Genomic DNA, 26,087 nt, shown 5'->3' with positions numbered 1-26,087 from the left:
TGGTGATGGGACGGATATGACCGATCAGTTGGAGCTCGGTGCGTTGAGCACCGGCCCGGCCGCCGGTGACCTGCCGGAGGTGAGCGTTGTCCCGGAGGACGACCTGGTCGCGGCGCAGTCCGAGCCGGTCGGTCCGTCGCTGACCGCCGTCGACATCGAGCGGATCAGGGCCGATTTCCCCATCCTGCAGCGCACCGTCCGTGACGGAAAGCCGCTGGTGTATCTCGATTCCGGTGCCACATCGCAGCGCCCGATCCCGGTGATCGACGCCGAGCAGGAGTACGTCACCGGGCACAACGCCGCCGTCCACCGCGGCGCCCACCAACTCGCCGAAGAAGCCACCGACTTCTACGAGTCGGCGCGCGAGCGGATCGCCGCCTTCGTCGGCGTGCACCGGTCGGACGAGGTGATCTTCACCAAGAACGCGACGGAGGCGATCAACCTCGTCGCCTACGCGTTCGGCAACGCCGGCTACTCGACGGACCCGGCCGCGCAGCGGTTCGTGCTCCGCCCCGGGGACGAGATCGTCGTCACCGAGATGGAGCATCACGCGAACCTCGTCCCGTGGCAGGAACTCTGCCGCCGCACCGGTGCGACCCTGCGCTGGTTCCCGGTCACCGACGACTTCCGGCTCGACCTCACCGACATCGACGAGCTGATCAACCCGCGCACCAAGGTGGTGGCGTTCACCCACCAGTCCAACGTGCTCGGCACCATCAACCCGGTCCAGGTGCTGGTGGCCGCGGCGCAGCGGGTGGGCGCGCTGACCGTGCTCGACGCCTGCCAGTCCGTCCCGCACCAGCAGGTCGATCTCCCCGCCCTGGGCGTGGATTTCGCGGCGTTCTCCGGGCACAAGATGCTCGGCCCCAGCGGGGTCGGCGTGCTCTACGGCCGCTACGAACTGCTCGCCGCGATGCCGCCGTTCCTGACCGGCGGTTCGATGATCGAGCAGGTCTTCATCGACCGGTCGACCTACGCCGCACCACCGGCGCGATTCGAAGCGGGCGTTCCGATGACGTCGCAGGCCGTCGGGCTCGGCGCGGCCGTCGACTACCTCGGCAACCTCGGGATGGCGGCGATCGCCGACCACGAGGCCGCCCTGACCCGCTATGCGCTGGAGGAACTGTCAGCCCTGCCAGGGGTACGCATCATCGGCCCGACCGACACCACCGACCGCGGCAGCGCTGTTTCCTTCGTGGTGGACGGCATACACGCCCACGACGTCGGCCAGATCCTCGACGACGCCGGCGTGCAGGTGCGCGTCGGGCACCACTGTGCCTGGCCGCTGCACCGCCGGTTCGGCATCGCCGCGACCGTGCGCGCGTCGTTCGCGGTCTACAACACGCTCGACGAGGTGGACGTGCTGGTCGCCGCGGTCCGCGACGCGCAGCGGTTCTTCGGGGTGGGCTGAACCGTGCACATGGAAAAGCTCTACCAGGAAATCATTCTCGATCACTACCGAACGCCACATCACTTCGGCCTGCGCGATCCGTTCGACACCGAGGTGCATCACGTCAACCCGACCTGCGGTGACGAGGTGACCCTGCGGGTGCATCTCGAGCGGCCGTCGGATGCCGCCGGCGAGGTCCCTTCATCGGCAATCGACGGCATGATCGTCAGCGACATCTCCTACGAGGCAATGGGTTGCTCCATCTCGCAGGCATCGACGTCGGTGCTGACGGACCTGGCCATCGGTCGCCCGCTCGACGACGTGCTGGACACGCTGGATGAATTCACCCGGATGATCACCAGCCGGGGAACTGTCGAGGGGGACGAGGACGTCCTGGGCGACGGCATCGCCTTCGCCGGCGTCGCGAAGTACCCGGCGCGGGTGAAGTGCGCGTTGCTGGGGTGGATGGCGTTCAAGGACGCCGCCGTGCAGAGCATCGACACCATGGACGGCGCGCGCAATGCGGGCGCCGACCCGACAGACAACGCCGGTGCGCCGGTGCCCGCCGATCAGGAAAGGACTTCGCTCTCATGACCGAAACCGTTGCGACATCGAGCACCGACCAGGGCAGGGCAGGTCGCGGCGCCGCCGATCTGGACGCCGCCGTGCCATCCGCGGAGGCCGCGCCGGCACCCGCAGTGGAGGACGTCCAGCTGATCGAGGACATCGAAGAAGCGCTGAAGGACGTCGTCGACCCCGAGCTCGGCATCAACATCGTCGATCTCGGGTTGGTGTACGACCTGCACGTCGACGCCGCGAACGTCGCAACGATCGACATGACGTTGACGAGTGCCGCCTGCCCGCTCACCGAGATGATCGAGGAACAGGTGGCCGCAGCGTTGGTCGGCGGTGACGACGGACTCGTGGACGACTTCCGGATCAACTGGGTCTGGTTGCCGCCGTGGGGCCCGGAAAAGATCACTGAGGACGGCCGCGAACAGATGCGCGCCCTCGGCTTCAACATCTGACGCAGTGCGCCGGCCACGCCCCGTCGGTCGGCGGCTGTTGGCGCCGGCTCTGCTGGCGTGCGTCCTTCTCGCGGGTTGCTCCGCATCCGGTGCCGAGACCACCCCGACACCCGCGGATCCGACCGAACCGGTCTCGGCATCAGCGAACCCGGCCGAAGCCGACGCCGTCCTGGAGGTCGTCCGCGACGGCATGCGGACCGGCCACCTCAGATCGGCGATCGTCCGGGTGACAAGGGATGGTCATGAGGTCGTGACCGCGGCGTTCGGCGAGTCCATGACCGGCGTTCCGGCCTCGGTCGACATGCACTTTCGCAACGGTGCGGTCGCCATCTCCTATGTCGCGACGGCGTTGCTGCAGTTGGTCGACGACGGCACTGTTTCCCTGGACGACACGGTGTCGACCTGGCTGCCGGATTTCCCACACGCGGATCGGGTCACCTTGGGTGACTTGGCCCAGATGACCAGCGGCTATCAGGATTACGTCCAACAACCCGAGTTCCTGGATGCGCTGCAGGCGGCCCCTTTCCGTCAGTGGGATCCCGAGCAATTGCTCGCCTACGTCACCTCGAAGCCGCTCTTCTATCCGCCGGGCACCAACTGGAATTACTCGCACACCAACTATGTGATCCTCGGTCTGGCGCTGGAGAAGATCACCGGTCAACCGATGGAGACGCTGCTGCAGGACAAGGTTCTCGGCCCGTTGGGCCTCGACGACACCGCAGCACCGGGGACGGCGGCGATTCCCGAACCCGTCCTGCACGCGTTCACCTCGGAACGGCGTGAATACTTCGACATCCCGCCGGCGATGCCGTTCTACGAGGAGTCGACGTTCTGGAATCCGTCGTGGACGATCACCCGCGGCGCCGTCCAGACGACCGACATCCAGGACATGACCGCGACCGCCGTCGCTGTAGGTGAGGGCACGCTGCTGTCGGCGGAATCGCACGCGGCGCAGGTCTCCACCGCCCTGCGCGGTTTCGGATCGACGTTGGACGGCTGCGCGACCTGTTTTCCGCAATCCGAGGGTTACAGCTACGGGATCGGTGTCGTCACCACCGGCAACTGGACCCTGCAGAACCCGATGTTCTCCGGCGCTGCGGCCGCTGAGGGCTATCTGGCGTCGCAGAAGCTGGCGGTCGCGGTGGCCGTCACCTTCGCCCCGGAGGCGTTCGACAGCACCGGCGGCTATCGGAACGAGGCTGACGTGCTGTGGCGGATGATCGGCGCGCGGCTCGCACCGAACGATGCGCCGCCGATCAAGAAATAACCCCTGCCGCGGCCGTCTGGTCTTCGTTTCGTAGCCGTTACTGCGATGTTTCCGCTCGAAAGAGCGAGACTATCCATCACCCAATAGAGTCGGCGCAAACCGGGATTGTCGATGCGAAGGCAACTACTTTGTCGACCGTCGACGTCCGGGAGTTCGAGCGAGGTGGGCCGGATTTTCCGGCTCGCGCCATCGAGGAGTGCAACGATGCACCTTCCGCGCGCCAGCCCCACGGGGCGCTGCCGGCTGGCCGTTACCAAGTGCGGTGATGCCCGCACCGTCGCCCCGGTTCCACTCGCCCGATGACCGGGGCGTGCCTGCGCACGCTCACCGTGACGTCATTCGCGCCCTTCGCTCCGCCGGGTGGGAGCGATGCCATCGATCGGTTGGAGTTCGCTCGAAGACTCGCCGAGATGATCAGCGCACTGTTACCGTCTGACTACGCACTGTTATCAATCCCGAGAAACTTCTGCATCGCCGGACGGCCCGTTGCGCGGTCGCCGTTCCTGAAAGGACCTTCATGCGCACACGTCTCGCCGCTTCCGCCGCACTGATCGGGCTGTCCGTCGCCGCCACCATCGCCATCGTCTCCGGGGCACCGGCCGGCGCCGCCGCGCCCTCCGCGGCGGCTGTCGCCGCGCCGGTCTGGAAGACCGAGTTCCGTGACGACTTCTCCGGCACCGGGCTGCCCAACTCGGCGAACTGGCTACTCACGCTGGGTACCGCATACCCGGGCGGCCCCGCCAATTTCGGTACCGGTGAGATCCAGACGATGACGAACGATCGGCAGAATGTCGACGTCCGGAACGGGAACCTCTACATCACTCCGCAGCGTGACAGTGCCGGAGCCTGGACGTCGGCCAGGGTCGAGACGGCCCGGTCCAACTTCAAGCCACCGGCGGGCGGCGTCATGCGGGTCGAAAGCCGTTTGCAGATGCCCAATGTCACGGGGACTGCCGCGCTGGGTTACTGGCCGGCATTCTGGATGCTCGGCGGCCCCTACCGCGCCGATCGTTGGTCGTGGCCCCGTGTCGGTGAGTTCGACATCATGGAGAACGTCAACGGCCTGAACTGGACCTACAACGTGCTGCACTGCGGGGTGTGGGCCGGCGGACCGTGCAACGAGACCGATGGCATCAACAATGGTGTCGACAACGCCGGTGCACCATGCGTGGTCACCACGTGCCAGGCCGGCTTCCACACCTACGGGTTCGAATGGGACACCAGCGGTGCGTCGGACCAGCTCCGTTGGACGCTCGACGGCAAGGTCACGTTCACGGTGAACGAGGGCCAGCTTCCGGCCACCACCTGGACCGAGATCTCCAGCCACATGGGCTATTTCGTGATCCTGAACGTCGCGATGGGTGGCGCGTTCCCCAGCAAGGCCGGACTCGGCGGCGGCCCGACCGCGGCCACCAAGCCAGGTGTCCCGATGGTGGTCGATTACGTTCAGGTGCTGTACAGCGGCCAGGGCGGCTCGCCCACCGCAACACCCACCGCCACGCCGACAGTCAAGCCCACCGTTGTCACGCCGACCGTTGTGACGCCGACCGTCAAGCCCACTGTTGTGACGCCCACTGTCGTGACGCCCACCCAGCCGGTCGCGGGCGCCCCGAGCAACCTGCGGGTCACCTCGTCCACCGCCAGCTCGATCACCGTCGGCTGGGACGGGCCGGCCGCGGCGAAATATGACGTCCTGCGTTCCGGTCAGCGCATCGCCACCGTCACCGGCAACCGGTTCACCGACCTCGGACTGCTGCCCAACACCCCGTACCTCTACTCGATCAGCGGCGGCGGTGTGACCACCCCGGTCATCACCGCGCGGATCGGTGACAAGCCGGCCGGCAGCAGTACGCCGGCGCCGACCCCGCCGGTCACCGTCACGCCCACCCCGACGGCGCCGGCCGGTGCCGGGCCGTCCAACCTGCGGGTCACCGGAACCACCGCCAGCACCATCACCATCGGCTGGGACGGCCCCGTTTCGGCCAGTTACGAGGTCCTGCGGTCGGGCATCCGGATCAACACCGTCACCACGCGCTCGTTCACCGACATCGGCCTGTTCCGGAACACGCCGTACGAGTACTCGATCCGGGCGGGCGGGGTCACCACGCCGGTCCTCACGGCCCGCATCCCGTGACCTGACATGAGGGTAGGTTGACCTGGCAGAACGCCGGGTGCGTCGTCGTCACGACGATGCACCCGGCGTTCTGCTGTCGCCGGCGGAGCAGGCGTCGTAGGGTCGAAGGCATGTTCTCGTTGGCCGTGCAGCTCGTGTGCGCCGTCGACATCCAGCGCGCCCTGAGCTCCTTCCTGTACCCCGATGGCTTGATCGTGACGGGGAGCGGTCAGCCATGACCTCTCCCGATCGCTCACACGACATCCTCGCCAAGCTCCTGGTGGGCTCCGTGACGCAGACTCCCGCGGTGTCGCTACCGGCGGCGTTGTGTCACTCGTGCGCCACCGACCTCCCGATGACGGGGGTCGCGATGGTGCTGCAGAGCAGCGCCGGTTTGGACCGCGTGGTGGCGGCGACGCCCGGGCTGGCCGAGAAGGCTGAGGAGCTGCAATTCGAGTTCGGCGAGGGCCCCGGCGTGGACGCGATGCGCCTGGAGGGCCCGGTGCTTCGGTCCGACCTGTTGACGGCGGCGCGGCAGTGGCCGATGTTCGGGCCGGCCGCAGAGGAGGCGGGTGTCCGTGCGGCGTTCGCGTTCCCGTTGCAGGTCGGCGGCATCCGGCTCGGCGTGCTGGATCTGTACCGGGACGCTCCGGGCCGGCTCATCGACGGGGTGCTGTCGGAGGCGCTGTCCTACGCGGAGGCCGCCACCGCGGTGCTGCTGCATCTGCAGGCGCTCGCCCACCCCTCGGTGCTCCATCCGCAGCTGACGGGTTTCACCGCCGACCGGGCGGAGATCCACCAGGCGACCGGGATGATCGCGGCGCAGGCCCGGGTCACCCTGGTGGAGGCGCTGCTGTTGCTGCGTGCGCGGGCCTACTCGAGCGATCTGACGATGTTGGAGGTGTCTCGCGACGTTCTCGCGCGTCGCCTGCGATTCGATGCCGACAACGAGATGGGGACGGCATGACGGGCCGTCGGGGCCATGGGGGTCCACGCCAGGAAGGCAGGCAGCGATGACGAGACAGGAACGGGTGACCCGGGTTCTGGTGGAACTGGCGGACACCCTGGTGGTGGGCTTCGACGTCATCGACTTCCTGCACACCCTGGTCGAACGCAGCGTCGAACTGCTGGCCGCGGACGCCGCAGGTCTGATGCTGGCCAACCAGCAGGGGCACCTGGAGGTGGTCGCCGCGTCCTCGGAGGAAGCACGGGTCCTGGAGCTCTTCGAGCTGCAGGAGTCGCAGGGGCCCTGCATGGACTGCTTCATCACCGGCGAGCCGCTGGTCAACATCGATGTGTCCGAGATGAACGACCGCTGGCCACTTTTCGCTGCGGCAGCGTCCGTCGCCGGGTTCCGGTCCGCGCATGCGCTGCCGCTCCGCCTGCGCGGCAGCGTGCTCGGCGCGATGAACCTGTTCACGGTCGGGAGCACCCCGCTGGGGGAGGACGACATCTCGCTCGGCCAGGGCATGGCGGACATCGCCACCATCAGCCTGCTGCAGCAACGCCGGGCGCTCGAACAGGACCTGCTGACCGAGCAACTGCAGACGGCGCTCAACACGAGGATCCTGATCGAGCAGGCCAAGGGAATGCTGGCCGAGTTGGCTCACGTCTCCCTGGGTCAGGCCTTCCTGCTCATGCGCTTCACCGCACGACGGACCGAGCAACCCCTGACGTTGATCGCGCACGCGATCCTGGAAGGCACGATCGACCTCGACCAACTGCTGACCTCCTGACGGCCCGGTAGATTCCCGGCATGGATCCACGTCTGGCCCGCCGCTTCGCCGAAACGGACGGGCTCGACGTCGCCGGTGTCGTCGCCGACCCGGCGGGGGACACGTCCTCGCCCACAGACGGCCTGGCCGCCGCGACGGAGGGCGCGTTCCGCGTCGACCTGGAACGGATCAGGTTCTCCCCGTACTTCTCTCGGCTGGCCGCCGTCACCCAGGTCATCTCGCAGGGCGCCGCCGGTCAGGTCGTGCACAACCGGCTGACCCACACCATCAAGGTGACGGCGGTGGCGAGGGCCATCGCCACGTCGGTCCGGTCCGGTCCGGATGCCGCGCTGGCCGATGAACTCGGCGGGTGTGACCCGGTCGTCGTCCAGGCCGCCGCCAGTGCGCACGATCTCGGTCACCCGCCGTTCGGGCACCTGGGTGAGCGGATCCTCGACCGCATCGCGCGGTCCCGGTTCGGGTTGTCGGACGGCTTCGAGGGCAACGCCCAGACGTTCCGGATCCTCACCGAACTGGACGTGCACGGCAGTCACGGTGACGGGCTGAACCTGACGGCGGCGGTGCGCGCGGCCGTGCTCAAGTACCCGTGGGGACGCCTGCACTACCCGTCGCCGCATCCCAGCGACCCGGCAGCAGTGCCGATCGCGCCGCGCGGCGGCGGACCGGGACTGGAGGGCTCCGGCTCCGGAAAGTTCTCCGCCTACGCACCGGACATCGGCGAGATGCGCGAGGTGCTGGCCGCCTATCCGCGGATCGGTCCGATGCGGCAGACCGTGGAATGCAGCGTGATGGACATCGCCGACGACATCGCTTACTCACTGCACGATCTCGATGATTTCCATCGCGCCGGGGTGCTGCAGCACGCGTCGGTGGCGGCGGAGTTCCGGACCTGGATCCGGCGGCGGGCGGAGTTCGCGCGGGGGCGGGCGGCCGGCTTCGCACCCTGGGCGGCGGGATCCGAACGGCAACCGGGTTTCGCGCTCGAGTACCTCCGGCGCCGGCTGCAGTCCAGGGACGGCTGGATCTTCGACGACGACACCTTCGGCGTGGCCGTCGGCAGGGTCGCCACCGACCTGGTCGACGGACTGCTCGCGGTGCCGTTCGACTCGTCGCTGGCCGCTGAAAGGGCCATCAACACCTTCACCGCCAGTTGGATCGAGCACCTGCGCGCCTCGGTCGAGCTCACCAAGGACCCGCCGGTCCGGGCCAGTCATGTCATCCTCGGCCGGCAGGCGTGGCACGAAGTGGCGGTGCTCAAGTTCGTCCATCAGCGCTTCGTCCTCGACCGACCCGACCTCGCGATGTTCCAGCGTGGTCAGGCCGAGGCGCTGACCAGCCTGGTGGCGAACCTGGAGTCGTGGTTGACCGATCCGATCGACGCCGGCCGGGCGCCCCGACGGCTGCTGGACCTCGTCGAGTTGGCGACCGCCGGGTACCGCACACTGGCGCGCGAGGAACCGGAGCTGATGGTGGGTCCGACCGGCGAGTCCGCGTCCTCCAGGGAGGACGTCGCGAGGCTGGGTCGGGGCCGCGGGATCATCGATTACGTCGCCTCGCTGACCGATGACCGGGCCGCCGCCTCGGCGCGAACGATGGTGGGCCTGACCGGACAGTTGTGGGACGCCGGGTCGGGTCTGTGACGGGCTCGACGCACACCGCAGCGCCCGGATGACCAAGCGCCGCACCGTCGCCGGCGGAGGGATCGCCGTCGAAGTGCCGCCCGAACGGCTCGTCGGGTGGGTCAACCGTTTCGCCGGGCGCAATGCCGGCCTGCTCTCGATCACCACCGACGGGACCACCGTGGTCGTCGACGCCGGTGACGGCACGACCGCGGAGCTGACGGTGCCCTTCGGGCCGATGGCGGTCGGCAGCCGGGAGCCGGTCGAGGCGCTGCTCGACCACCTCGGTGGGATCGGTGCGGTCGGGATCGTGCTGGTCCGCGGCGGCGCGCATTCCGTCGGCGTCGCGCGCGACGGTGCGGTACTGAGTTCATCGACCGACCGCGCGTACCTGCAGGGCCGAACCGCGGCCGGCGGCTGGTCGCAGCAACGTTTCGCCCACCGGCGGGTCAATCAACGTTCCGCGTCCTACGACAGCGCAGCGTCGGCCGCGGCGCGGGTGCTCGTCCCGGTGGCGTCGTCTTTGACCGGGCTGGTGCTCGGCGGCGACCGGCGCGGCTTGGCCGATGTGCTGGCCGACAGTAGGCTCGCCGGGCTCGCGGCTTTGCCGGTCCGCACCTTCCCGGACATCGCCGAGCCACGGCGGGCGGTCCTGGAGGAGATCGCCCGGCGCAGTGTGTCGGTGGAGATCACCGTCCGGCCGGCCGCCGACCCGGCCGGGAAAGATCAGCCGGCCGGGAAAGATCACCAGGCCGGGAAAGATCACCAGGCCGGGAAAGATGAACGAGGAGGCCCAGGGTGAGCGAACCCGCCGCAAGCATCTCCGCCCGGATCGCCGGCGAGCTGTCGGCCGCGACGTGGCAGGTCGACGCCGCGGTCGCGCTGCTCGACGGCGGCGCGACCGTGCCGTTCATCGCGCGCTACCGCAAGGAGGTGACCGGCTCGCTGGACGACGTGCAGCTGCGCTCGCTCGCCGAGCGGCTGCAGTACCTGCGGGAGTTCGAGGACCGCAGAGCCGCTGTCCTGGAGGCGATCGCCGGGCAGGGGAAGCTCACCGAGCAGCTCGCGGCGCAGATCGCGGCCGCCGACAGCAAGGCCCGGCTCGAGGACATTTATCTGCCGTTCAAGACGAAGCGCCGGACGAAGGCCCAGATCGCCCGGGAAGCCGGTCTCGAGCCGTTGGCGGACATGCTGATCCGTGACCCGATGCGCGAGCCGGACGCGGCCGCAAACGGTTTCATCTCGGTGGAGCGCGGGGTGCCCGATGCGGCGGCCGCACTGGCCGGTGCCAGGTCGATCCTGGCCGAGAGATTCGGCGAGGACGCGGACCTGATCGGTGGGCTCCGTGAGCCGCTGTGGCAGCGCGGGCGTCTCGTGTCAACTGTCCGGACCGGATCGCAGACCGACGCGCAGAGCAAGGACGCATCCAAGTTCGCCGACTACTTCGATTTCGACCAGCCGCTCAAGCGGCTCCCGTCGCACCGGATCCTCGCCATGTACAGGGGCGAGGCGCTGGGTGTCCTCACCCTGGCCGTCGATCCGGAGCCCGCCCCGCGGGACCCGGCCGACCGTTCGCTGTCCGACTACGAGCGGCGGATCGCCGGCCGGTTCCGGATCGCCGACCGCGGCCGGCCCGCCGACGCCTGGTTGCTCGACACGGTGCGCTGGGCCTGGCGGACCCGCATCCTGGTGTCGCTCGGCGTGGACGTCAGGACCCGGTTGCGGCAGTTCGCGGAACATGAGGCCGCCGCCGTCTTCGCGGCCAACCTGAAGGATCTGCTGCTGGCCGCACCCGCCGGCAGCCGGACCACCCTGGGTCTGGACCCCGGCTTCCGGACCGGGGTCAAGGTGGCGGTTGTCGACGCGACCGGCAAGGTGGTGGCGACCGACACCATCTACCCGCATCAACCGGCCAACCGGTGGGAGCAGTCGCTGGTGACCCTGCAGCGGCTGGTCACCGCGCACGGCGTCGACCTGGTGGCGATCGGGAACGGCACCGCGTCGCGCGAGACCGACCGGCTCGCAAAGGAACTCGCGGCTCGGTGTGCCGGGCTGACGACGCTGGTGGTGTCCGAGGCGGGTGCGTCGGTCTACTCGGCGTCGGCCTATGCCAGCCGTGAACTGCCCGAGCTGGACGTGTCGCTGCGCGGCGCGGTCTCGATCGCGCGGCGGTTGCAGGACCCGCTCGCGGAATTGGTGAAGATCGACCCGAAGGCAATCGGGGTCGGCCAGTACCAGCACGACGTCACCGAGTCGGTGCTGGCCAGGACGCTGGACGCCGTGGTCGAGGACTGCGTCAACGCCGTCGGTGTCGAGGTCAACACGGCGTCGGTGCCCCTGCTGGCCAGGGTGTCCGGGATCTCCTCGACCCTGGCGGAGAACATCGTCACGCACCGGGATTCCAACGGACCCTTCCGTTCCCGCCGTGAGCTGAAGGGTGTTCCGCGGCTCGGCGCGAAGGCGTACGAGCAGTGCGCGGGGTTCCTCCGGATCGCCGACGGCGACGACCCGCTGGACGCCTCGAGCGTCCACCCGGAGGCGTATTCGGTGGTGCGCAAGATCCTGGCGTCCACCGGCGGCACCGTCGGATCGCTGATCGGCAACACCGCGACGCTCCGTGCACTGTCGCCGGCGGATTTCGCGGACGAGACCTTCGGGTTGCCGACGGTCACCGACATCCTGGCCGAGCTGGAGAAGCCGGGACGGGATCCGCGGCCGGCGTTCACCACGGCGACCTTCGCCGACGGCGTGGAGAAGATCGCCGACCTCCGGGTCGGGATGGTGCTGCAGGGCGTCGTGACGAATGTCGCCGCGTTCGGCGCCTTCGTCGATGTCGGGGTCCACCAGGACGGATTGGTGCACGTGTCGGCGATGGCCAGGACCTTCGTCAGCGATCCGCGGCAGGTGGTCACCTCCGGGCAGGTCGTCACGGTGAAGGTGATGGAGGTGGACGAGCAGCGCAAGCGCATCTCGCTCACCCTCCGGCTCGACGACGAGCCCGCACCCAAGGCCGCCGACCGCCGGCGCGAACGGGAACCCTCGGCACGGAAGGCGCCCGCCCAGGCCCAGCGCCCGCAGCCGCGGCCGCCGGCACCGGGAGGCGCGATGGCCGATGCGCTGAAGCGCGCAGGCCTGGGGAATTGACCGGGGCGGAGCCTGCTGACGCCGAACGGGCCGATTCGCGAGTTTTCGCCGGGTAGAATCAGAACACGTGATCACTGCTACCGGTCTGGAACTCCGGGCCGGGACGAGGATCCTGCTGGCCGATACCTCCCTTCGCCTGCACCACGGCGACCGCGTCGGCCTCGTCGGCCGCAACGGTGCCGGCAAGACCACCACCCTTCGCGTGCTGGCCGGTGAGGGCACCCCGCACGGCGGAAGCGTCACCAGGACCCTGCCGATCGGCTATCTCCCGCAGGACCCGCGCGAGGGCGACATGGACGTCACCGCCAAGGACCGGGTGCTGTCCGCCCGCGGGCTGGACGTGCTGGTCGCGCAGCTGGAGAAGGTCCAGATCCAGATGTCCGAGCTCACCGACACGCGGGAACTCGAGGCCGCAACGGAGCGGTACGGCCGCATCGAGGAACAGTTCTCCGGTTTGGGCGGCTATGCCGCCGAGTCCGAGGCCGCCCGGATCTGCTCGAACCTCGGTCTGCCGGACCGGGTGCTGTCGCAGACGATGAACACGCTCTCCGGCGGCCAGCGGCGCCGGGTCGAGCTGGCCAGAATCCTTTTCGGCGCCCGCGCGGAGGACGGTTCGTCCACCGGCATGATGCTGCTGCTCGACGAGCCGACCAACCACCTCGACGCCGACTCCGTCGTCTGGCTGCGTGATTACCTCAAGCATTTCTCCGGCGGAGTGGTGATCATCTCGCACGATGTCGACCTGCTCGCGGCGGTCGTCAACAAGGTCTGGTTCCTGGACGCGGTCCGCGGCGAGCTCGACGTCTACAACATGACCTGGCAGCGGTACCTCGAGGCGCGGTCCACCGACGAACAGCGCCGCCGTCGGGAGCGGGCGAACGCCGAGAAGAAGGCGTCGGTGCTGATGACCCAGGCCGCCAAGCTGGGCGCCAAGGCCACCAAGGCGGCCGCGGCCCACCAGATGGTCCGGCGCGCCGAGAAACTCATGGCGGGGCTGGACGACGTCCGGGTCGCCGACCGGGTCGCGAAGATCCGCTTCCCGCAGCCGGCACCCTGTGGGCGCACCCCGCTGACCGCCAGCAACCTGTCCAAGTCCTACGGCTCGCTGGAGATCTTCACCGGGGTCGACCTGGCCATCGACCGCGGCAGCCGGGTGGTGGTGCTCGGGCTCAACGGCGCGGGGAAGACCACCCTGCTGAAACTGCTGGGCGGCAACGAGAAACCGGACACCGGCGAGGTGCTGGCCGGTCACGGCCTGCGGCTGGGTTACTACGCGCAGGAGCACGAGACGATCGATCCGGAGGCCACGGTCTGGGAGAACACCCGGCACGCCGCACCGGACGCCGGCGCGCAGGAGCTCCGTAACCTGCTGGGCTCGTTCATGTTCACCGGCGAGCAACTGGACCAGAAGGCCGGCACGCTGTCGGGTGGGGAGAAGACCCGGCTCGCGCTGGCGGGGCTGGTGTCGTCGGCGGCGAACGTGCTGCTGCTCGACGAACCGACGAACAACCTCGATCCGGCCAGCCGGGAGCAGGTCCTGGATGCCCTGCGCCGGTACGCCGGTGCCGTCGTGCTGGTGACGCACGATCCCGGCGCTGTCACCGCCCTGCAGCCGGAGCGGGTGATCCTGCTGCCCGACGGCACCGAGGATCACTGGTCTGCGGACTACCTCGACCTGGTGGAGTTGGCGTAAGTCGTTCCACCGGTGGCGGACCCGGCGGTTGTGTTCGATCATGGACGGCAGTCCCGAAAATTCGCCGATGTGACGAGGCATCCGACTAAGGGGTGGCACCGTGGCCACAGATACCAGAGCCGCAGCAAAGAGCACCAAGTCGATCACGATCAAGAAGGGCGCCAGGATCACCGGCGCCGCTCGCGACAAGCTGGCCGCTGATCTGCGAAAGAAGTACGAGAAGGGACAGAGCATCAGAGCGCTCGCCGAAGGGACCGGGCGCTCCTACGGGTTCGTCCACCGATTGCTGCTCGATGCAGAGGTACCGCTCCGCGGCCGGGGCGGCGCCACGCGCACGAAGAAGAAGTGACGGCAGCCGCCTTCCCGAGCATCGACGACGACCTGCTCCACCGCGGCCATGTAGCCGTTCGGATGGACGGGCCGGTGGTGACGGTGACGTTGAACCGGCCCGACGTTCGCAACGCCCAGCTCCCCGAGACGTGGGAAGCGTTGGCGCACATCGGGTCCCAGCTCGGCGACGAGGTCAGGGTGGTGCTGGTCTGCGGCGAGGGATCGTCGTTCTCGGCGGGGCTCGACCGGTCGGCCTTCTCCCAGGAACCCGGATCGTTGCTCGCGGGCCTGGTCGGGGCGCCGCCGACTGTCGCCGATGAGAAGATTGCCGGTTTCCAGCGCAGCTTCAGCTGGCTCGGGGACCCCGGGTTCGTCTCCATCGCCGCGGTGTCAGGGCACGCGGTCGGTGCCGGATTCCAGCTGGCACTGGCCTGCGACCTGATCGTGGTCGCCGATGACGCCCAGTTCCGGATGGCCGAGGTGAGCCTCGGACTGGTCCCGGACCTCGGTGGCACCGGCCGGCTGAGCAGGCTGGTCGGCTACCAGCGGGCGCTGGAGATCTGTGCGACGGGGCGGCATGTCCGCGCCGACGAGGCGGTGCGGATCGGTCTGGCACTGGTCAGCGTTCCGAGCGACGAACTGGACGCGGCGGTCGCCGATCTTGCTGCTGCACTGGTGGAATCGCCGCCGTCCGCGGTCCGGGCCATCACCGCGCTGATCGCGGGTGCCCAGCACAACACGGCCGAGGAGCAGCTCGCCGCCGAACGGGCCGCGCAGCTGCCACTGCTCGCAGACCTGCTCCGGTCGGCGCACCGGTGACGCTGCGGAGTGCGCAGTGGTACGCCGGCACCGATCGCAACTCCTACATCCACCGTGCCTGGATGCGCCGCGGGCTGCCCGCGCACGCATTCGACGGCCGGCCGCACATCGCCATCGCGAACACCGCCTCTGACCTGACGCCGTGCAACGCCCATCTCGACGAGGTGGCGCAGAGCGTCAAGCAGGGTGTCTACGAAGCGGGCGGCATTCCGCTGAACCTGCCGGTGGTCTCGCTGGGTGAGACCCAGGTCCGGCCGACGGCGATGCTCTGGCGCAACATGGCCGCGATGGCCATCGAAGAGATGCTGCGCGCCAACCCGATCGACGGCGTGGTGCTCCTCGGCGGGTGCGACAAGACCATCCCGGCGCTGCTGATGGCGGCGGCCTCCGTGGACCTGCCGGCGGTGGTCGTGCCGGGCGGGCCGATGCTGACCGGCACGTTCCGTGGGGTGGCACTCGGCTGCGGCACCGACGTCTGGCGGTTGTCGGAGGAGGTCAGGGCAGGAACCCTCTCGGAGGCTGATTTCCTCCGCTCGGAATCGTCGATGATCCGCAGCCGCGGGCACTGCAACACCATGGGTACCGCCTCGACCATGGCGGTCGTGGCCGAGGCCCTGGGTATGACGATCCCCGGGATCGCCGGCACGCCGGCCGCGGACAGCACGCTGCTCGAGGGGTCCCACGAGGCGGGCCGGCTCGTGGTCGACCTCGTCGAGAAGAACCGGCGACCGAGCGAGATCCTCACCCGTGGCTCGTTTCTCAATGCCATCGTGGCGCTGGCCGCGGTCGGCGGTTCGACCAACGCCGTCGTCCACCTGCTGGCCATCGCCGGCCGGCTCGGCGTGCCCGTCACGCTGGACGACTTCGACACCACCGGTGCCGACGTCCCACTGTTGGTCGACCTGCAGCCCGCCGGCCGGTACCTGATGGAGGACTTGCACCGTGCGGGCGGGCTGTCCGCCGTGCTCGGCCAGGTGCTGGACCTGCTCGACCCGTCGGCCATCACTGTCACCGGTCGGCCACTGGTCGATCACCTGGTGGGTGCGACGATCTGGGACACCGAGGTCATCCGGCCGCGAATTGCCCCATTGCAGTCGCACGCCGGGATCGCCGTGCTGCGCGGCAGTCTCGCGCCCAACGGTGCGGTGATCAAACCCGCGGCCGCCTCGCCCGGCCTGCTGCGGCACCGGGGCAGGGCGATGGTGTTCGACTCGGTCGAGGACCTGCACGCCCGGATCGACGACCCGGATCTGGATGTCGACGCCGACTCCGTGCTGGTCCTGCGCGGTTGCGGCCCCCGCGGCTACCCGGGGATGCCGGAGGTGGCGAACATGCCGCTGCCCAGCAAGCTGCTGCGCGCGGGGGTACGCGACATGGTGCGGGTGAGCGACGGCCGGATGAGCGGGACGGCCTACGGCACCGTCGTCCTGCACGTCTCGCCGGAGGCCGCCGCCGGCGGGCCGCTCGGGCTGCTCCGCACCGGCGACATGGTCGTCCTGGATGTCGAGAACCGTCGCCTGGACGTCGATCTGCCGCCGGACGAGCTGGCCTCCCGGGTACCGTCCGCCGCGCAGGTGGAGGCGTTCGCCGCGCCGAAACGGGGCTGGGAACGCCTGTACGTCGACACGGTGCAGCAGGCCGAGAACGGTGCCGACCTGGATTTCCTGGTCGGATCGAGTGGCGATCGGGTCTCCCGTGAGTCTCATTGACGCGCCGTACCCCAGAGCTTGCCGGGAGGACAGTTGTTCCTGATGCGAATAGGACCTGCCGGAGCCGAACGGCCCATCGTCCGGATCGACGACGACCAATACGTCGACGTCTCCGATGTGACAATGGATTTCGACGAATCCTTCTTCGGTGGGGCTGCCGGCGGCATCGAGGGGCTGCGGTCGGTGGTCGCCGCCCGGACGGCCGCCGGCGCGGTGAGCCGGTTCGCGGGGGAGCGCATCGGGGCACCGTTCGCCCGGCCGCACCAGATCCTCTGCATCGGCCTGAACTACCGCGACCACGCCGCCGAGACCGGTCAACCGGTCCCGCGGGAGCCGATCCTGTTCACCAAATCGCCCAACACGCTCGTCGGTCCCGACGACGACATCCGGACCCCGCGCGGTTCCACCAAGCTCGACTGGGAGGTGGAACTGGGCATCGTCATCGGCCGGCGGACCAGCTACACCGCCGACGAGCGCGAGGCCGAGGCGGCCATCGCGGGGTACGTGCTCGTCAACGACGTCAGTGAGCGGGCCTTCCAGATCGAGCGGCACGGGCAGTGGAGCAAGGGGAAGTCGGCCGAGACGTTCAATCCGGCCGGACCGTGGCTGGCGACCACCGACGAGATCGCCGATGTCCTCGACCTCGGCATGTGGCTGGACGTGAACGGGGTCCGCCGGCAGACCGGGTCCACCTCGACGATGGTGTTCGGTCCCGCCTTCATCGTCCATTACCTCAGCCAGTTCCTGGTACTCGAGCCTGGCGACCTGATCAACACCGGCACCCCGCCCGGAGTGGGACTGGGCATGCACCCGCCGGTCTGGTTGCAGCCCGGTGACGTCGTCGAGTTGGCGATCGACGGACTGGGACGTCAGCGGCAGACAGTGATCCCACCCCGATGAAAATGCCGCGGTGACCCGGTGAGGGCATTCGTGGTGACCGGCCCCGGCCGGTCCGCCGTCCTGGACGTCGAGCCGCCGCACGCTGCCGCCGGTCAGGTCGTCGTCGACGTCGCCCGGGTCGGTGTCTGCGGCACGGACGCGGAGTTCTTCAGCGGTGAGATGGCCTACCTGCACCAGGGACACGCCTCCTACCCGCTGCGCCTGGGGCACGAGTGGTGCGGCACGGTGTCGGCGGTCGGCCCGGAGGTGGACAGCGACTGGATCGGTGCGCGGGTCACCGCCGACACGATGCTGGGCTGCGGGGGCTGCGAGCGCTGTCTGGGCGGTCGCCAGCATGTCTGCGACGATCGGTTCGAGATCGGCATCCGCGGCGGCTTTCCCGGCGCGCTGGCGGAGCAACTCGCCGTCCCGGTGAGCGCGCTGCTCCGTCTGCCGGACGAGATCGACGACACCGCAGGGGCGATGGTCGAGCCCTCCGGGAACGCGCTGCGGGCGGTCCGGGCAGCGGCCCTGCGCCCCGGCGACCGGGTGCTGATCCTCGGGCCCGGGACGATCGGCCTGCTGGCCGCTCAGTTCGCGCTGGCCGGCGGCGCGCGGGTCCACCTCATGGGTCTGCCGGGCCGCGGGCTCGAGTTCGCCCGGTCGTTGGGTTTCTCCGCCGGCACCCGGGACGAGCTTCCGGCGCTGCCCTGGGACGCGGTGATCGATGCGTCCCACTCGGCCGACCTTCCCTCCTTCGCGCTCGACCGCGTCGAACCGGGCAAGCGCGTCGTCTACATCGGCCTGTCGGGCACCCCGAGCGCGATCGACACCCGCACGATGGTGATCAAGGACGTCACGGCGGTCGGGATCCTCAGCGCCTCCGGCGGTCTGGAGGGGGCCGTCGCCGGCGTGGCCGGCGGCGACGTCGATCCACGCCCGCTGGTGGCCGCGACCGTCGGGTTGGACATGGTCGGTGAGGTGCTTGCCGGCCGGCGTCCGCCGGACGCCGGGGCGGGCCCGAAGATCCACGTGGACCCGCGACGGTGAGCTCCCGGACCGAAAGGCTGCCCTGATGACCGAGTTCGGCGATCTGGTCGCTGTGGTGACGGGCGGGGCAAGCGGCATCGGCGCCGCCACCGCGGCGATGTTGACGGCCGGCGGAGCCCGTGTCGCCGTACTGGACCGGAGCGTCGACGGGGTGCGGGACGGCTCCTCGATGAACCTGGCGTGCGACGTCACGGACGATGCCGGTGTGCGGGCGGCGATCGAAGCGGTCGCCGGGCGACTGGGCGGCATCGACATCCTCGTCAACAACGCCGGCATCGGCGCGGTCGGCGACGTGGCAGCCAACGACGACGACGAGTGGCACCGCGTTCTCGACGTCAACGTCGTCGGGATCGCCCGGGTGAGCAGGGCCGCGCTGCCGTACCTGCGCCGGTCGGGCCACGCCGCCATCGTCAACACCTGCTCGGTGGTGGCGACCACCGGTGTCCCGCAGCGCGCGCTGTACTCGGCGAGCAAGGGTGCTGTCGCCGCGCTGACCCTGGCGATGGCGGCCGATCATGTCCGGGAGGGCATCAGGGTCAACGCGGTCACTCCCGGCACGGCCGACACACCCTGGGTGGGCAGGCTTCTTGATCTGGCTCCGGACGCGAACGCCGCGGCTGCGGCACTGCGCGCCCGGCAGCCGATGGGCAGGCTGGTGTCCGCGGACGAGGTTGCGCACGCCATCTGCTATCTCGCGAGCCCGCTGGCCGGGGCGACGACTGGCACGCTGCTGGCGGTGGACGGCGGGATGGCCGGCATCCGGGTGTCCTGACGGCCCGATGCAGCCGTCATTGGGGAGCGTTACCGGTGGCGGCCCCGGCCCGGAACGGCGTCATCACACCCTCGTAGCCCACCATCAGGTCCATCCCCGCCGCGGCATGGAACCCGTTGTGGCAGTGGAACATCCATAGGCCCGGGTTGTCGGCCCGGAAGGCCAGCACGACGGACTCACCGGGCGCCACCTCGATGGAATCGAGGCGGAGCGGACTTCCTGAACGGGCTTGGTCGTTGCGGGCCAGCACGCTGAAGAAGTGGCCGTGCAGGTGCATCGGGTGCGAGACGAACGATCTGTTGATCACCGTGACCTGGGCGAGTTGACCAGGCCGCACCATCAGCATCTCGCCATCCGGATACAGCCGTCCGTTCAGCGCGACCCGGGCGCCGAACGCGCCGTCGTACCAACCCAGCCTGTTCTCGGCGACGACCTGGAACCTGACGTCGGGCTCGGCGCCGCGGGTGACGGTGTCCGTCGTGTTCTCGCCGTAGGTCATCGGATCGAAGACGGCGTTGCTGATGCCGCCGGGGGCATCGGCGTCCGCGGGTCCGCTGCGGAACGCGGCGTCCCCGCTGCGCAGGGCCACCGGTGTGGCCGGCTGCTCGTAGCTGAGGTCGACCCTGCCGCCGGCTGGGACGTCGATCGCCGTTTCGGTGATCGGTGCCGGCCCGCTGAGGTCGTGGCCGTCGAGCGCGACCACCCGGAAGCTCGCGCCGCGCAGGTCGATCCGGTGGGCGATGTCGTCGGTGTTGATCACTCTCAGCCGGACGCCGGCGCCGGTCCGGGCGGGCGCGGACGTGGAACCTGTGCCGTCCGCGAGCGCCACATCACCTGTGCCGGGCCAGGTGTGCAGCGTCACGACCCGGTCGACGTCCTCGGGGACGCCGCCGTCGGGCAGCACCACCAGCGCGCCGAACATCCCTTTGGCGATCTGTTCCAGGGAATTCTGATGGGAATGGAACCAGAACGTGCCGACGTCGGCAGCGTCGAATTCGTAAACCCGTGACGTCCCCGGGCTAATCGCGTCCTGGGTCAGGCCGGGGACGCCGTCCTCCCGGCCCGGGACGTTGACACCGTGCCAGTGCACCGATGTCGATTCCGGCAGGCGGTTCACGACGGTGATCTCGACGCGGTCCCCGCGGTGGACCCGCAATTCGCCCGGCTGGAACACCCAACGGTCGCCAACGATCTGCGCTGTGATGGTGAGCTTCCTGATGGCGCCGGTGGCCGGCCCGGCGCCGAGGTCCGCCACGCTGACCATCCGGTCGGTCGCGGTGATCTCGCCGGTGCTGGAGTCGGCAGGTGTCGAATGCCCGGGCATGGCCGTTCCGTGCCGGGCCTGGATGGCTTCGGCGAGACTCTGCGTCGCCGCGCTCTGATGGCCGGCCGGCATCAGGCTGTAGGAATCAGGGAGGGTGCTGCTGCGGCCCTGCCACACCGCGAAAAGCAGGACTGCTCCCGCGGTCCCGGCCAGCACCGCCGCGGTGCGGATGCGCCCGCCGAGCGGAGTTCTGGCCGGCGGCACGAGGGAGGGCCGCCGCAGCATCGTCGCGATACCCACCGCCAGCACCAGGCTCAGCACGGTCCCGGTGGGCCCGGGACGGTTGACCAGCAACTGGATCCCGGCGATCGCATAGACCGCTCCGGACAGCAACGACCCGGCCGTGGGATCGGTGTACCGGCTCCGGAGCTGCCGGGCGTCGACCACGGCGTCGCGCACGGCCAGCAGCGCGATGACCGTTGCGGCCACCAGTGACAACCCACTGCCGAAGGCCAGCCCGCCGCCGAGGACGACAGCGGGCCAGGCGACGACCGTCGCGAACAGCGCCCGGCGGGCGGCCCTGCGGTGCCCGCGACGCCGCAGCAGTGCGGCAAGTCCCGCGGCTCCGATGACGACCAGGAGACCGGCGACTCATATTGCCGCCCACAGGAAGTAGCCGGTCACCGGGACAGGCCGCCGGTCGACCCGGTCGCTGTCATCACCATCGCCGTCTCCGTTCATCGGTTCGCTCGAGCCGACGTTAGGAGCGGGCCGGCATCCACGATTCGGGGCAGACCCTGGTTCCTGACCGGGCGCAGGGACAGGGCGAACCCTGACGGACCGCGCGACGCGGATACCGGAGCCTCGTGGCGGCTGCCCGACTCCGGAAGCGCAACCGCTGATTGCACTGACCGATATCTCGGGTTACGGTTGTGCAACCAAATGTTGCGGAGGCTGGCATGGAATTCGGCACCATCGAGCGCGAGGTCTACGTCGACGCGTCACCCGAGATCGTCTTCGACGTGGTCAGCAGTCCCGATCATCTGAAGAACTGGTGGCCCGACGAAGCCCACTACGAACCCGTACCGGGATCGAATGGGCGCATCGTCTTCGGTGATCCCGCCGCGGGCGGCGCACTGGCGGGATTCGCCGTGGTCGACGCCCGCCCGCCGCGGATGTTCTCGTTCCGCTGGACGCACCCGGTGGGCGAATCGGCCGTCGACGGGAACTCACTGCTGGTCACGTTCGACCTCACTCCGTCGGGACCGGGCACGCTGCTCCGGATGACGGAGGCCGGATTCCGCGAGATGGGTTGGGAGTTGGCAATTCTCGAGGAGCAGTACCGCGAACACCTCACCGGCTGGGACTTCTTCCTGCCGAGGTTGGCGCCGTACGTGGCGACACTGCAGGTGCGTCAGTGAGTGCCGCCCTCTCGGACCAGGTCGACGACGCGCTGTGGTCGGCGATCGGGGACCCCACCCGGCGCCGGATGCTGGATCTGCTGTTGATCGAGGGCCACGGCACCGCGACGAGCCTGGGTCAGCACCTACCGGTGACGCGGCAGGCTGTCGCCAAGCACCTCGTCGTGCTGGACCGCGTCGGCCTCGTGCGGGGGACATCCGCAGGGCGGGAGAAGCGGTACCGGGTCGACGATGCCCAACTCGCCCGGGCGGTCGCCCAGATGTCGTCGGTCGGGTCGGCCTGGGACTCGCGCCTGCAGCGGATCAAGCAGATCGCGGAGGCGATCCAGCGCAGCCAGGGGGCACCGGACGCGCGAACAGCCGGTCCGTGACGTCGATCAGGCCCAGAACCCCGCGCACCGCCGGTGCCGTCACGGACCGCCGCGCCAGTGTTCGATCCGGTTGTGGTCGGGGGTGAAACCGTTGTTGACGCCCCACAGCACTGCCTGCGTCCGGCTGCCGACGTCGATCTTCCGGTAGATGGTGCGGATGTAGGACTTCACGGTGTTGGGGCTGAGGAACGTCAGCTTGGCGACCTCGGCGTTGCTCTTGCCCTGGGTGATCAACGCCAGGATCTCCGATTCCCGGTCGGTCAGGCCCTCACCCCGGCCGGGCCAGTTCAGCCCGCTGGTGCTCCGCGCCCGCGGAGGTGGGTCGCTGATCACGATCTCGCCGGCGTGCACGGCCTCCAAGGCGGCGACCAGCTCGCGGGCCGGGAGGGTCTTCGAGAGGTAGCCGTGTGCCCCCTGCTCGCGCGCGGTCCTCACCAGATCGGGATGGAAGTTCCAGGTGTAGACCACGACGCGCCGCGCGCGCGGATTCTCGACCAGGACCCGGATCTCCTCGTGATCGGATTCGGGCTGAGCGAAGGTGTCGTACAGCACGATGTCGACGGCGTCGTCGAGCGGCTTGTTGGTGTCGATCTCGGCGATGACGACGCGATCGCGGTACTGGTAGATCATCTCGGCCACTCCGAGCAGCACCACGTCGTAGTCGTCGATCAGTGCCACGGTGATCGGAGCAGTGCTCGCGGGTGGGGACATGAGCCGACACTAACCTACCTAGGGGTGTGCCGAACCCGCCCTAGGGGTGTTTGAGTGGTGCCTGTTGCGAGGTCCCCATCCGGGACCTCCGTCGAAAGGAAGGCACATCATGCTGGGTCTCATCGTGAGCATCATCGTCATCGGTCTCATTGCGGGTGCGCTCGCCCGGCTGGTGGTTCCGGGGCGGCAGGACATGTCGATCCTGGCCACCATCGTCCTGGGGATCGTCGGGTCGTTCATCGGCGGATTCCTCGGCTACCTGATCTTCCACAAGGACGCCCAGGACGGATTCCTGCAGCCCGCCGGCATCATCGGCGCCTTCATCGGCGCGGTGATCGCACTGCTGATCTGGACCCGGGTCGGTCGTCGCGGCGCCGTCCGCCGCTGACTTGAGCGAGCTCCGGACCACGACGGTCTCCGGTCCACGGGGGGTGGCCGGAGACCGTCGACGGGAGGTAGGGAACGTGACGCAAACAACTGGGGAGCAACAACTCTGGGACGCACTCCGGACGGCACGGTGCACTTGCGCACTGCCGACCGCGGCCGAGGACGCGGTGTTCCGGTTCTACCTCCCACTGGCCCACAGCCGGGCCGCGTCCTTCGCCGAGGACGAATCACAGCCCGATGGAGCGGCACTGCAGGCCGCCGAGGTCGGGTTGGCGAAGGCGGTGCTGGCCTGGCGGGGCGCGGACTGCCGGAGCTTCATACCGTTCGCGCTCGTGGCCATCGATGCGCACCTTCGCCGGCTGGCCCGGGACGGCGGTGAATTCGGCTCCGTCGGTCACACCGGCGCGGTTCCGGGTCGTGCGCCGGCCCGGGCACCGCAACAATTCAGTCATGAGCGACGGAACCACGATGCGGGTCTGGTCGGTGCGCCGTCCGGCCCCGGTGTCGCAGGGTCCGTTGATCCCGCGCGAGTTGCCGGTGCCCGACCCGGCGGAGCATGAGCTGCTGGTCCGGGTCTCGGTCTGCGGCGTGTGCCGGACCGATCTGCACGTCACCGAAGGGGACCTGCCGGTGCACCGGCAGGATGTCGTTCCCGGCCACGAAATCGTCGGCACCGTCGTCGGCCGGGGGAATGCGGTTCCGGATGACATCCGGATCGGCGAGCGGGTCGGGGTCGCCTGGCTGAGATCCACCTGCGGCCGCTGCGCGTACTGCCGGCGCGGTGCGGAGAACCTGTGTGCGGCATCCCTTTTCACCGGGTGGGACGCCGACGGCGGTTACGCCGAGTTCGCGGTGGTCGATGCGCGGTATGCCTACCGGCTGCCCGACGGGTACGACGACGCGACGCTGGCGCCACTGCTGTGTGCCGGCATCATCGGCTACCGCGCGCTGCGCCGCAGCGGGTTGGAGCCTGGCGGCCGGCTCGGGATCTACGGCTTCGGCGGCAGCGCCCACCTGACGGCCCAGGTGGCGATCGCGGAATACGGCGCCAGGGTCCATGTGATGACCCGGTCGGCGGACGCCCGCCGACTGGCGACCGACCTCGGTGTCGATTCCGTGGCGGGTGCCTACGACGCGCCGCCCGAACCGCTCGATGCGGCCATCATCTTCGCGCCGGTCGGGGATCTGGTTCCGCCGGCGATGCGCGCACTCGACCGGGGCGGGATCCTGGCCGTCGCCGGTATCCACCTGACCGACGTGCCGTCGCTGAACTACCAGGACGAGCTGTTCTACGAGCGCGAACTGCGGAGCGTCACCGCCAACACCCGGCAGGACGGTCGGGACTTTCTGGCCCTGGCCGGCCGTCATCACCTGGAGGTGACGACGCAGCCCTACCCGCTGTCCGGTGCTGGCCAGGCCCTCACCGATCTGGCCGCCGACCGGGTCACCGGAGCCGCCGTCCTGATGGTGCGGGAGGGTGGTTAGGACGTCTGGGGTGCGCTCTCCGGCGCGTTGGGCGGCGTCATCCCTTCCGGCAGGTCGGGAAGTCGACCTTCGCCGTCCGCCGCTTCCGCGCTCCCGGGGTGAACGCTGATCACGGTGGCCGTGTCGGCGGCGACCGTCGCGAGCACCCGGACGTCGTCGCCGACGGCGACGTCGGACAGCTCGAGATCGGTTGGCACGGTGTAGTTCCCGACGTAGCCGTCGCTGCTGGTGACGGTGAGCGAGCCGGCGGAGAGGGCGGTGACCGAGCCGTTCTGCAGTCGTCGAGTCTCGGTCGCGGTGCCATCGGTCTGCACGACGAAGTCACCGTGCAACGCGCCGGCCAGGGCCATGGCTTCCCGGGGACCGCCGAAATCTGCGCGGCCGCCGTCCGCCATCGCCGGGCCCCCGTATCCGTTCGCCCGGTATCCGTCGGCTCCTTGACCGGCGATCCCCGCCGTGCCCGCCTCGCTGGATGCGTTCGCCGCGCTCACCGCCGCGACCCCGCCCACCCCGACCACCGCGGCCAGTGTCGCGCCGGCGGCGGCCTTCTGCCAGAGCTTCCATGGGTTGCGGGTCCGGGTCGGTGACGCCGATCCCCAGGTCCGCGCGGTCTCCGGGTCGGGGCCGGTCGGCCAATACGTCCCGGGACCGGGCATTGATCGGATGGGGTCGGCACCCGGGCCGGCGAACGGCCGGGCGCCCCCCGGGTTCTCCGCGTCGTCGTGGTTGTCGACCATGTCGTTGTGTCTCCTTCTGCTGGGCTGGATCGCCGGGGCGGTCGGCCCGACGCCAACGACAGTGACCGCTCGAGCTGTCCGGTTCCTGTGCGTGCGGTGGCCGCCGGCTGTGCGGACGATCAGGAGAAATGTTTGGAAGCAGATCAAAACGGGCACATGACC

At 69.6% G+C, this 26,087-nt stretch carries 25 protein-coding genes; 22 read left to right on the top strand and 3 right to left on the bottom strand.

Annotated elements, in window-relative coordinates; all coding sequences use genetic code 11:
• Positions 1-16: 16 nt before the first annotated feature.
• The 17 genes from ACVBEQ_RS02580 to ACVBEQ_RS02500 all read left to right on the top strand — a co-directional run bounded on the left by ACVBEQ_RS02580 (position 17) and on the right by ACVBEQ_RS02500 (position 19,549).
• Complete coding sequence (locus tag ACVBEQ_RS02580) at positions 17-1,411, top strand: cysteine desulfurase (RefSeq protein WP_447151866.1); 1,395 nt, start codon at positions 17-19, stop codon at positions 1,409-1,411.
• A 3-nt stretch (positions 1,412-1,414) separates the two neighbouring features.
• Complete coding sequence (gene sufU / locus ACVBEQ_RS02575; protein ID WP_447151865.1) at positions 1,415-1,984, top strand: Fe-S cluster assembly sulfur transfer protein SufU; 570 nt, start codon at positions 1,415-1,417, stop codon at positions 1,982-1,984.
• The gene (locus ACVBEQ_RS02570; protein WP_447151864.1) at positions 1,981-2,418 is read left to right on the top strand and encodes a metal-sulfur cluster assembly factor; all 438 of its coding nucleotides are present in this window, start codon (positions 1,981-1,983) and stop codon (positions 2,416-2,418) included. The genes sufU and ACVBEQ_RS02570 overlap by 4 nt, the downstream gene beginning before the upstream one ends.
• Positions 2,419-2,422: 4 nt before the next feature.
• Positions 2,423-3,685, top strand: coding sequence for a serine hydrolase domain-containing protein (locus ACVBEQ_RS02565; RefSeq protein ID WP_447151863.1), 1,263 nt, complete (start codon positions 2,423-2,425; stop codon positions 3,683-3,685).
• Between the two features lie 517 nt (positions 3,686-4,202).
• Complete coding sequence (locus tag ACVBEQ_RS02560; RefSeq protein ID WP_447151862.1) at positions 4,203-5,819, top strand: glycoside hydrolase family 16 protein; 1,617 nt, start codon at positions 4,203-4,205, stop codon at positions 5,817-5,819.
• A 214-nt stretch (positions 5,820-6,033) separates the two neighbouring features.
• Entirely contained in the window at positions 6,034-6,765 is a 732-nt protein-coding gene (locus tag ACVBEQ_RS02555) for a GAF and ANTAR domain-containing protein (protein WP_447151861.1), read from the top strand.
• A 46-nt stretch (positions 6,766-6,811) separates the two neighbouring features.
• A complete protein-coding gene (locus ACVBEQ_RS02550) occupies positions 6,812-7,534 on the top strand; it encodes a GAF and ANTAR domain-containing protein (protein ID WP_447151860.1) in 723 nt (240 codons plus the stop codon).
• 20 nt (positions 7,535-7,554) lie between these two features.
• Positions 7,555-9,174 carry a deoxyguanosinetriphosphate triphosphohydrolase family protein gene (locus ACVBEQ_RS02545; RefSeq protein ID WP_447151859.1) on the top strand — a complete coding sequence of 540 codons (1,620 nt, stop codon included), beginning with the start codon at positions 7,555-7,557 and terminating at the stop codon, positions 9,172-9,174.
• A gap of 28 nt (positions 9,175-9,202) precedes the next feature.
• Entirely contained in the window at positions 9,203-9,955 is a 753-nt protein-coding gene (locus tag ACVBEQ_RS02540; RefSeq protein WP_447151858.1) for an acVLRF1 family peptidyl-tRNA hydrolase, read from the top strand.
• Complete coding sequence (locus tag ACVBEQ_RS02535; RefSeq protein WP_447151857.1) at positions 9,952-12,297, top strand: Tex family protein; 2,346 nt, start codon at positions 9,952-9,954, stop codon at positions 12,295-12,297. The genes ACVBEQ_RS02540 and ACVBEQ_RS02535 overlap by 4 nt, the downstream gene beginning before the upstream one ends.
• A 67-nt stretch (positions 12,298-12,364) precedes the next feature.
• Positions 12,365-13,990, top strand: a complete 1,626-nt coding sequence (locus tag ACVBEQ_RS02530) for an ABC-F family ATP-binding cassette domain-containing protein (RefSeq protein ID WP_447151856.1) — start codon at positions 12,365-12,367, stop codon at positions 13,988-13,990.
• Positions 13,991-14,132: 142 nt separating this feature from the next.
• Complete coding sequence (locus ACVBEQ_RS02525) at positions 14,133-14,339, top strand: helix-turn-helix domain-containing protein (RefSeq protein WP_395725803.1); 207 nt, start codon at positions 14,133-14,135, stop codon at positions 14,337-14,339.
• A gap of 62 nt (positions 14,340-14,401) precedes the next feature.
• Positions 14,402-15,139 carry an enoyl-CoA hydratase/isomerase family protein gene (locus tag ACVBEQ_RS02520; protein WP_447152161.1) on the top strand — a complete coding sequence of 246 codons (738 nt, stop codon included), beginning with the start codon at positions 14,402-14,404 and terminating at the stop codon, positions 15,137-15,139.
• Complete coding sequence (locus tag ACVBEQ_RS02515; protein ID WP_447151855.1) at positions 15,136-16,848, top strand: dihydroxy-acid dehydratase; 1,713 nt, start codon at positions 15,136-15,138, stop codon at positions 16,846-16,848. Before ACVBEQ_RS02520 ends, ACVBEQ_RS02515 begins: the two co-directional genes overlap by 4 nt.
• A 33-nt stretch (positions 16,849-16,881) precedes the next feature.
• Positions 16,882-17,748, top strand: coding sequence for a fumarylacetoacetate hydrolase family protein (locus ACVBEQ_RS02510; protein ID WP_447151854.1), 867 nt, complete (start codon positions 16,882-16,884; stop codon positions 17,746-17,748).
• A gap of 18 nt (positions 17,749-17,766) precedes the next feature.
• Positions 17,767-18,777, top strand: coding sequence for a zinc-dependent alcohol dehydrogenase (locus tag ACVBEQ_RS02505; protein ID WP_447151853.1), 1,011 nt, complete (start codon positions 17,767-17,769; stop codon positions 18,775-18,777).
• Between the two features lie 25 nt (positions 18,778-18,802).
• Positions 18,803-19,549: an SDR family NAD(P)-dependent oxidoreductase gene (locus tag ACVBEQ_RS02500; protein ID WP_447151852.1), complete on the top strand. Its 747-nt coding sequence runs from the start codon at positions 18,803-18,805 to the stop codon at positions 19,547-19,549.
• A 16-nt stretch (positions 19,550-19,565) separates the two neighbouring features.
• On the opposite strand, the gene ACVBEQ_RS02495 is transcribed toward ACVBEQ_RS02500, so the two are convergent.
• Positions 19,566-21,302, bottom strand: coding sequence for a multicopper oxidase family protein (locus ACVBEQ_RS02495; RefSeq protein ID WP_447151851.1), 1,737 nt, complete (start codon positions 21,300-21,302; stop codon positions 19,566-19,568).
• Between the two features lie 470 nt (positions 21,303-21,772).
• Between ACVBEQ_RS02495 and ACVBEQ_RS02490 the strand changes: the two genes are divergently transcribed.
• Positions 21,773-22,234, top strand: a complete 462-nt coding sequence (locus tag ACVBEQ_RS02490; RefSeq protein WP_447151850.1) for an SRPBCC domain-containing protein — start codon at positions 21,773-21,775, stop codon at positions 22,232-22,234.
• Positions 22,231-22,605 (top strand): ArsR/SmtB family transcription factor, encoded by a 375-nt coding sequence (locus ACVBEQ_RS02485; protein WP_447151849.1) that lies wholly within the window; start codon positions 22,231-22,233, stop codon positions 22,603-22,605. Before ACVBEQ_RS02490 ends, ACVBEQ_RS02485 begins: the two co-directional genes overlap by 4 nt.
• Positions 22,606-22,644: 39 nt before the next feature.
• Here ACVBEQ_RS02485 and ACVBEQ_RS02480 read toward each other — a convergent pair whose 3' ends face one another.
• A complete protein-coding gene (locus ACVBEQ_RS02480; protein ID WP_447151848.1) occupies positions 22,645-23,316 on the bottom strand; it encodes a LuxR C-terminal-related transcriptional regulator in 672 nt (223 codons plus the stop codon).
• 109 nt (positions 23,317-23,425) lie between these two features.
• On the opposite strand from ACVBEQ_RS02480, the gene ACVBEQ_RS02475 reads away from it, so the two are divergent.
• The 3 genes from ACVBEQ_RS02475 (at position 23,426) to ACVBEQ_RS02465 (ending at position 25,188) form a co-directional block, all read left to right on the top strand.
• Entirely contained in the window at positions 23,426-23,704 is a 279-nt protein-coding gene (locus tag ACVBEQ_RS02475; RefSeq protein WP_447151847.1) for a GlsB/YeaQ/YmgE family stress response membrane protein, read from the top strand.
• 76 nt (positions 23,705-23,780) lie between these two features.
• Complete coding sequence (locus ACVBEQ_RS02470; protein WP_447151846.1) at positions 23,781-24,263, top strand: hypothetical protein; 483 nt, start codon at positions 23,781-23,783, stop codon at positions 24,261-24,263.
• Complete coding sequence (locus ACVBEQ_RS02465; RefSeq protein ID WP_447152160.1) at positions 24,172-25,188, top strand: zinc-dependent alcohol dehydrogenase family protein; 1,017 nt, start codon at positions 24,172-24,174, stop codon at positions 25,186-25,188. The genes ACVBEQ_RS02470 and ACVBEQ_RS02465 overlap by 92 nt, the downstream gene beginning before the upstream one ends.
• Here ACVBEQ_RS02465 and ACVBEQ_RS02460 read toward each other — a convergent pair.
• A complete protein-coding gene (locus tag ACVBEQ_RS02460; RefSeq protein WP_447151845.1) occupies positions 25,185-25,925 on the bottom strand; it encodes a hypothetical protein in 741 nt (246 codons plus the stop codon). The two genes, ACVBEQ_RS02465 and ACVBEQ_RS02460, sit on opposite strands and share 4 nt — an antisense overlap.
• Positions 25,926-26,087: the final 162 nt, after the last annotated feature.

This window comes from Nakamurella sp. GG22 (genome assembly GCF_052976845.2).
This window is presented reverse-complemented; position numbering and strand designations above follow the sequence as displayed.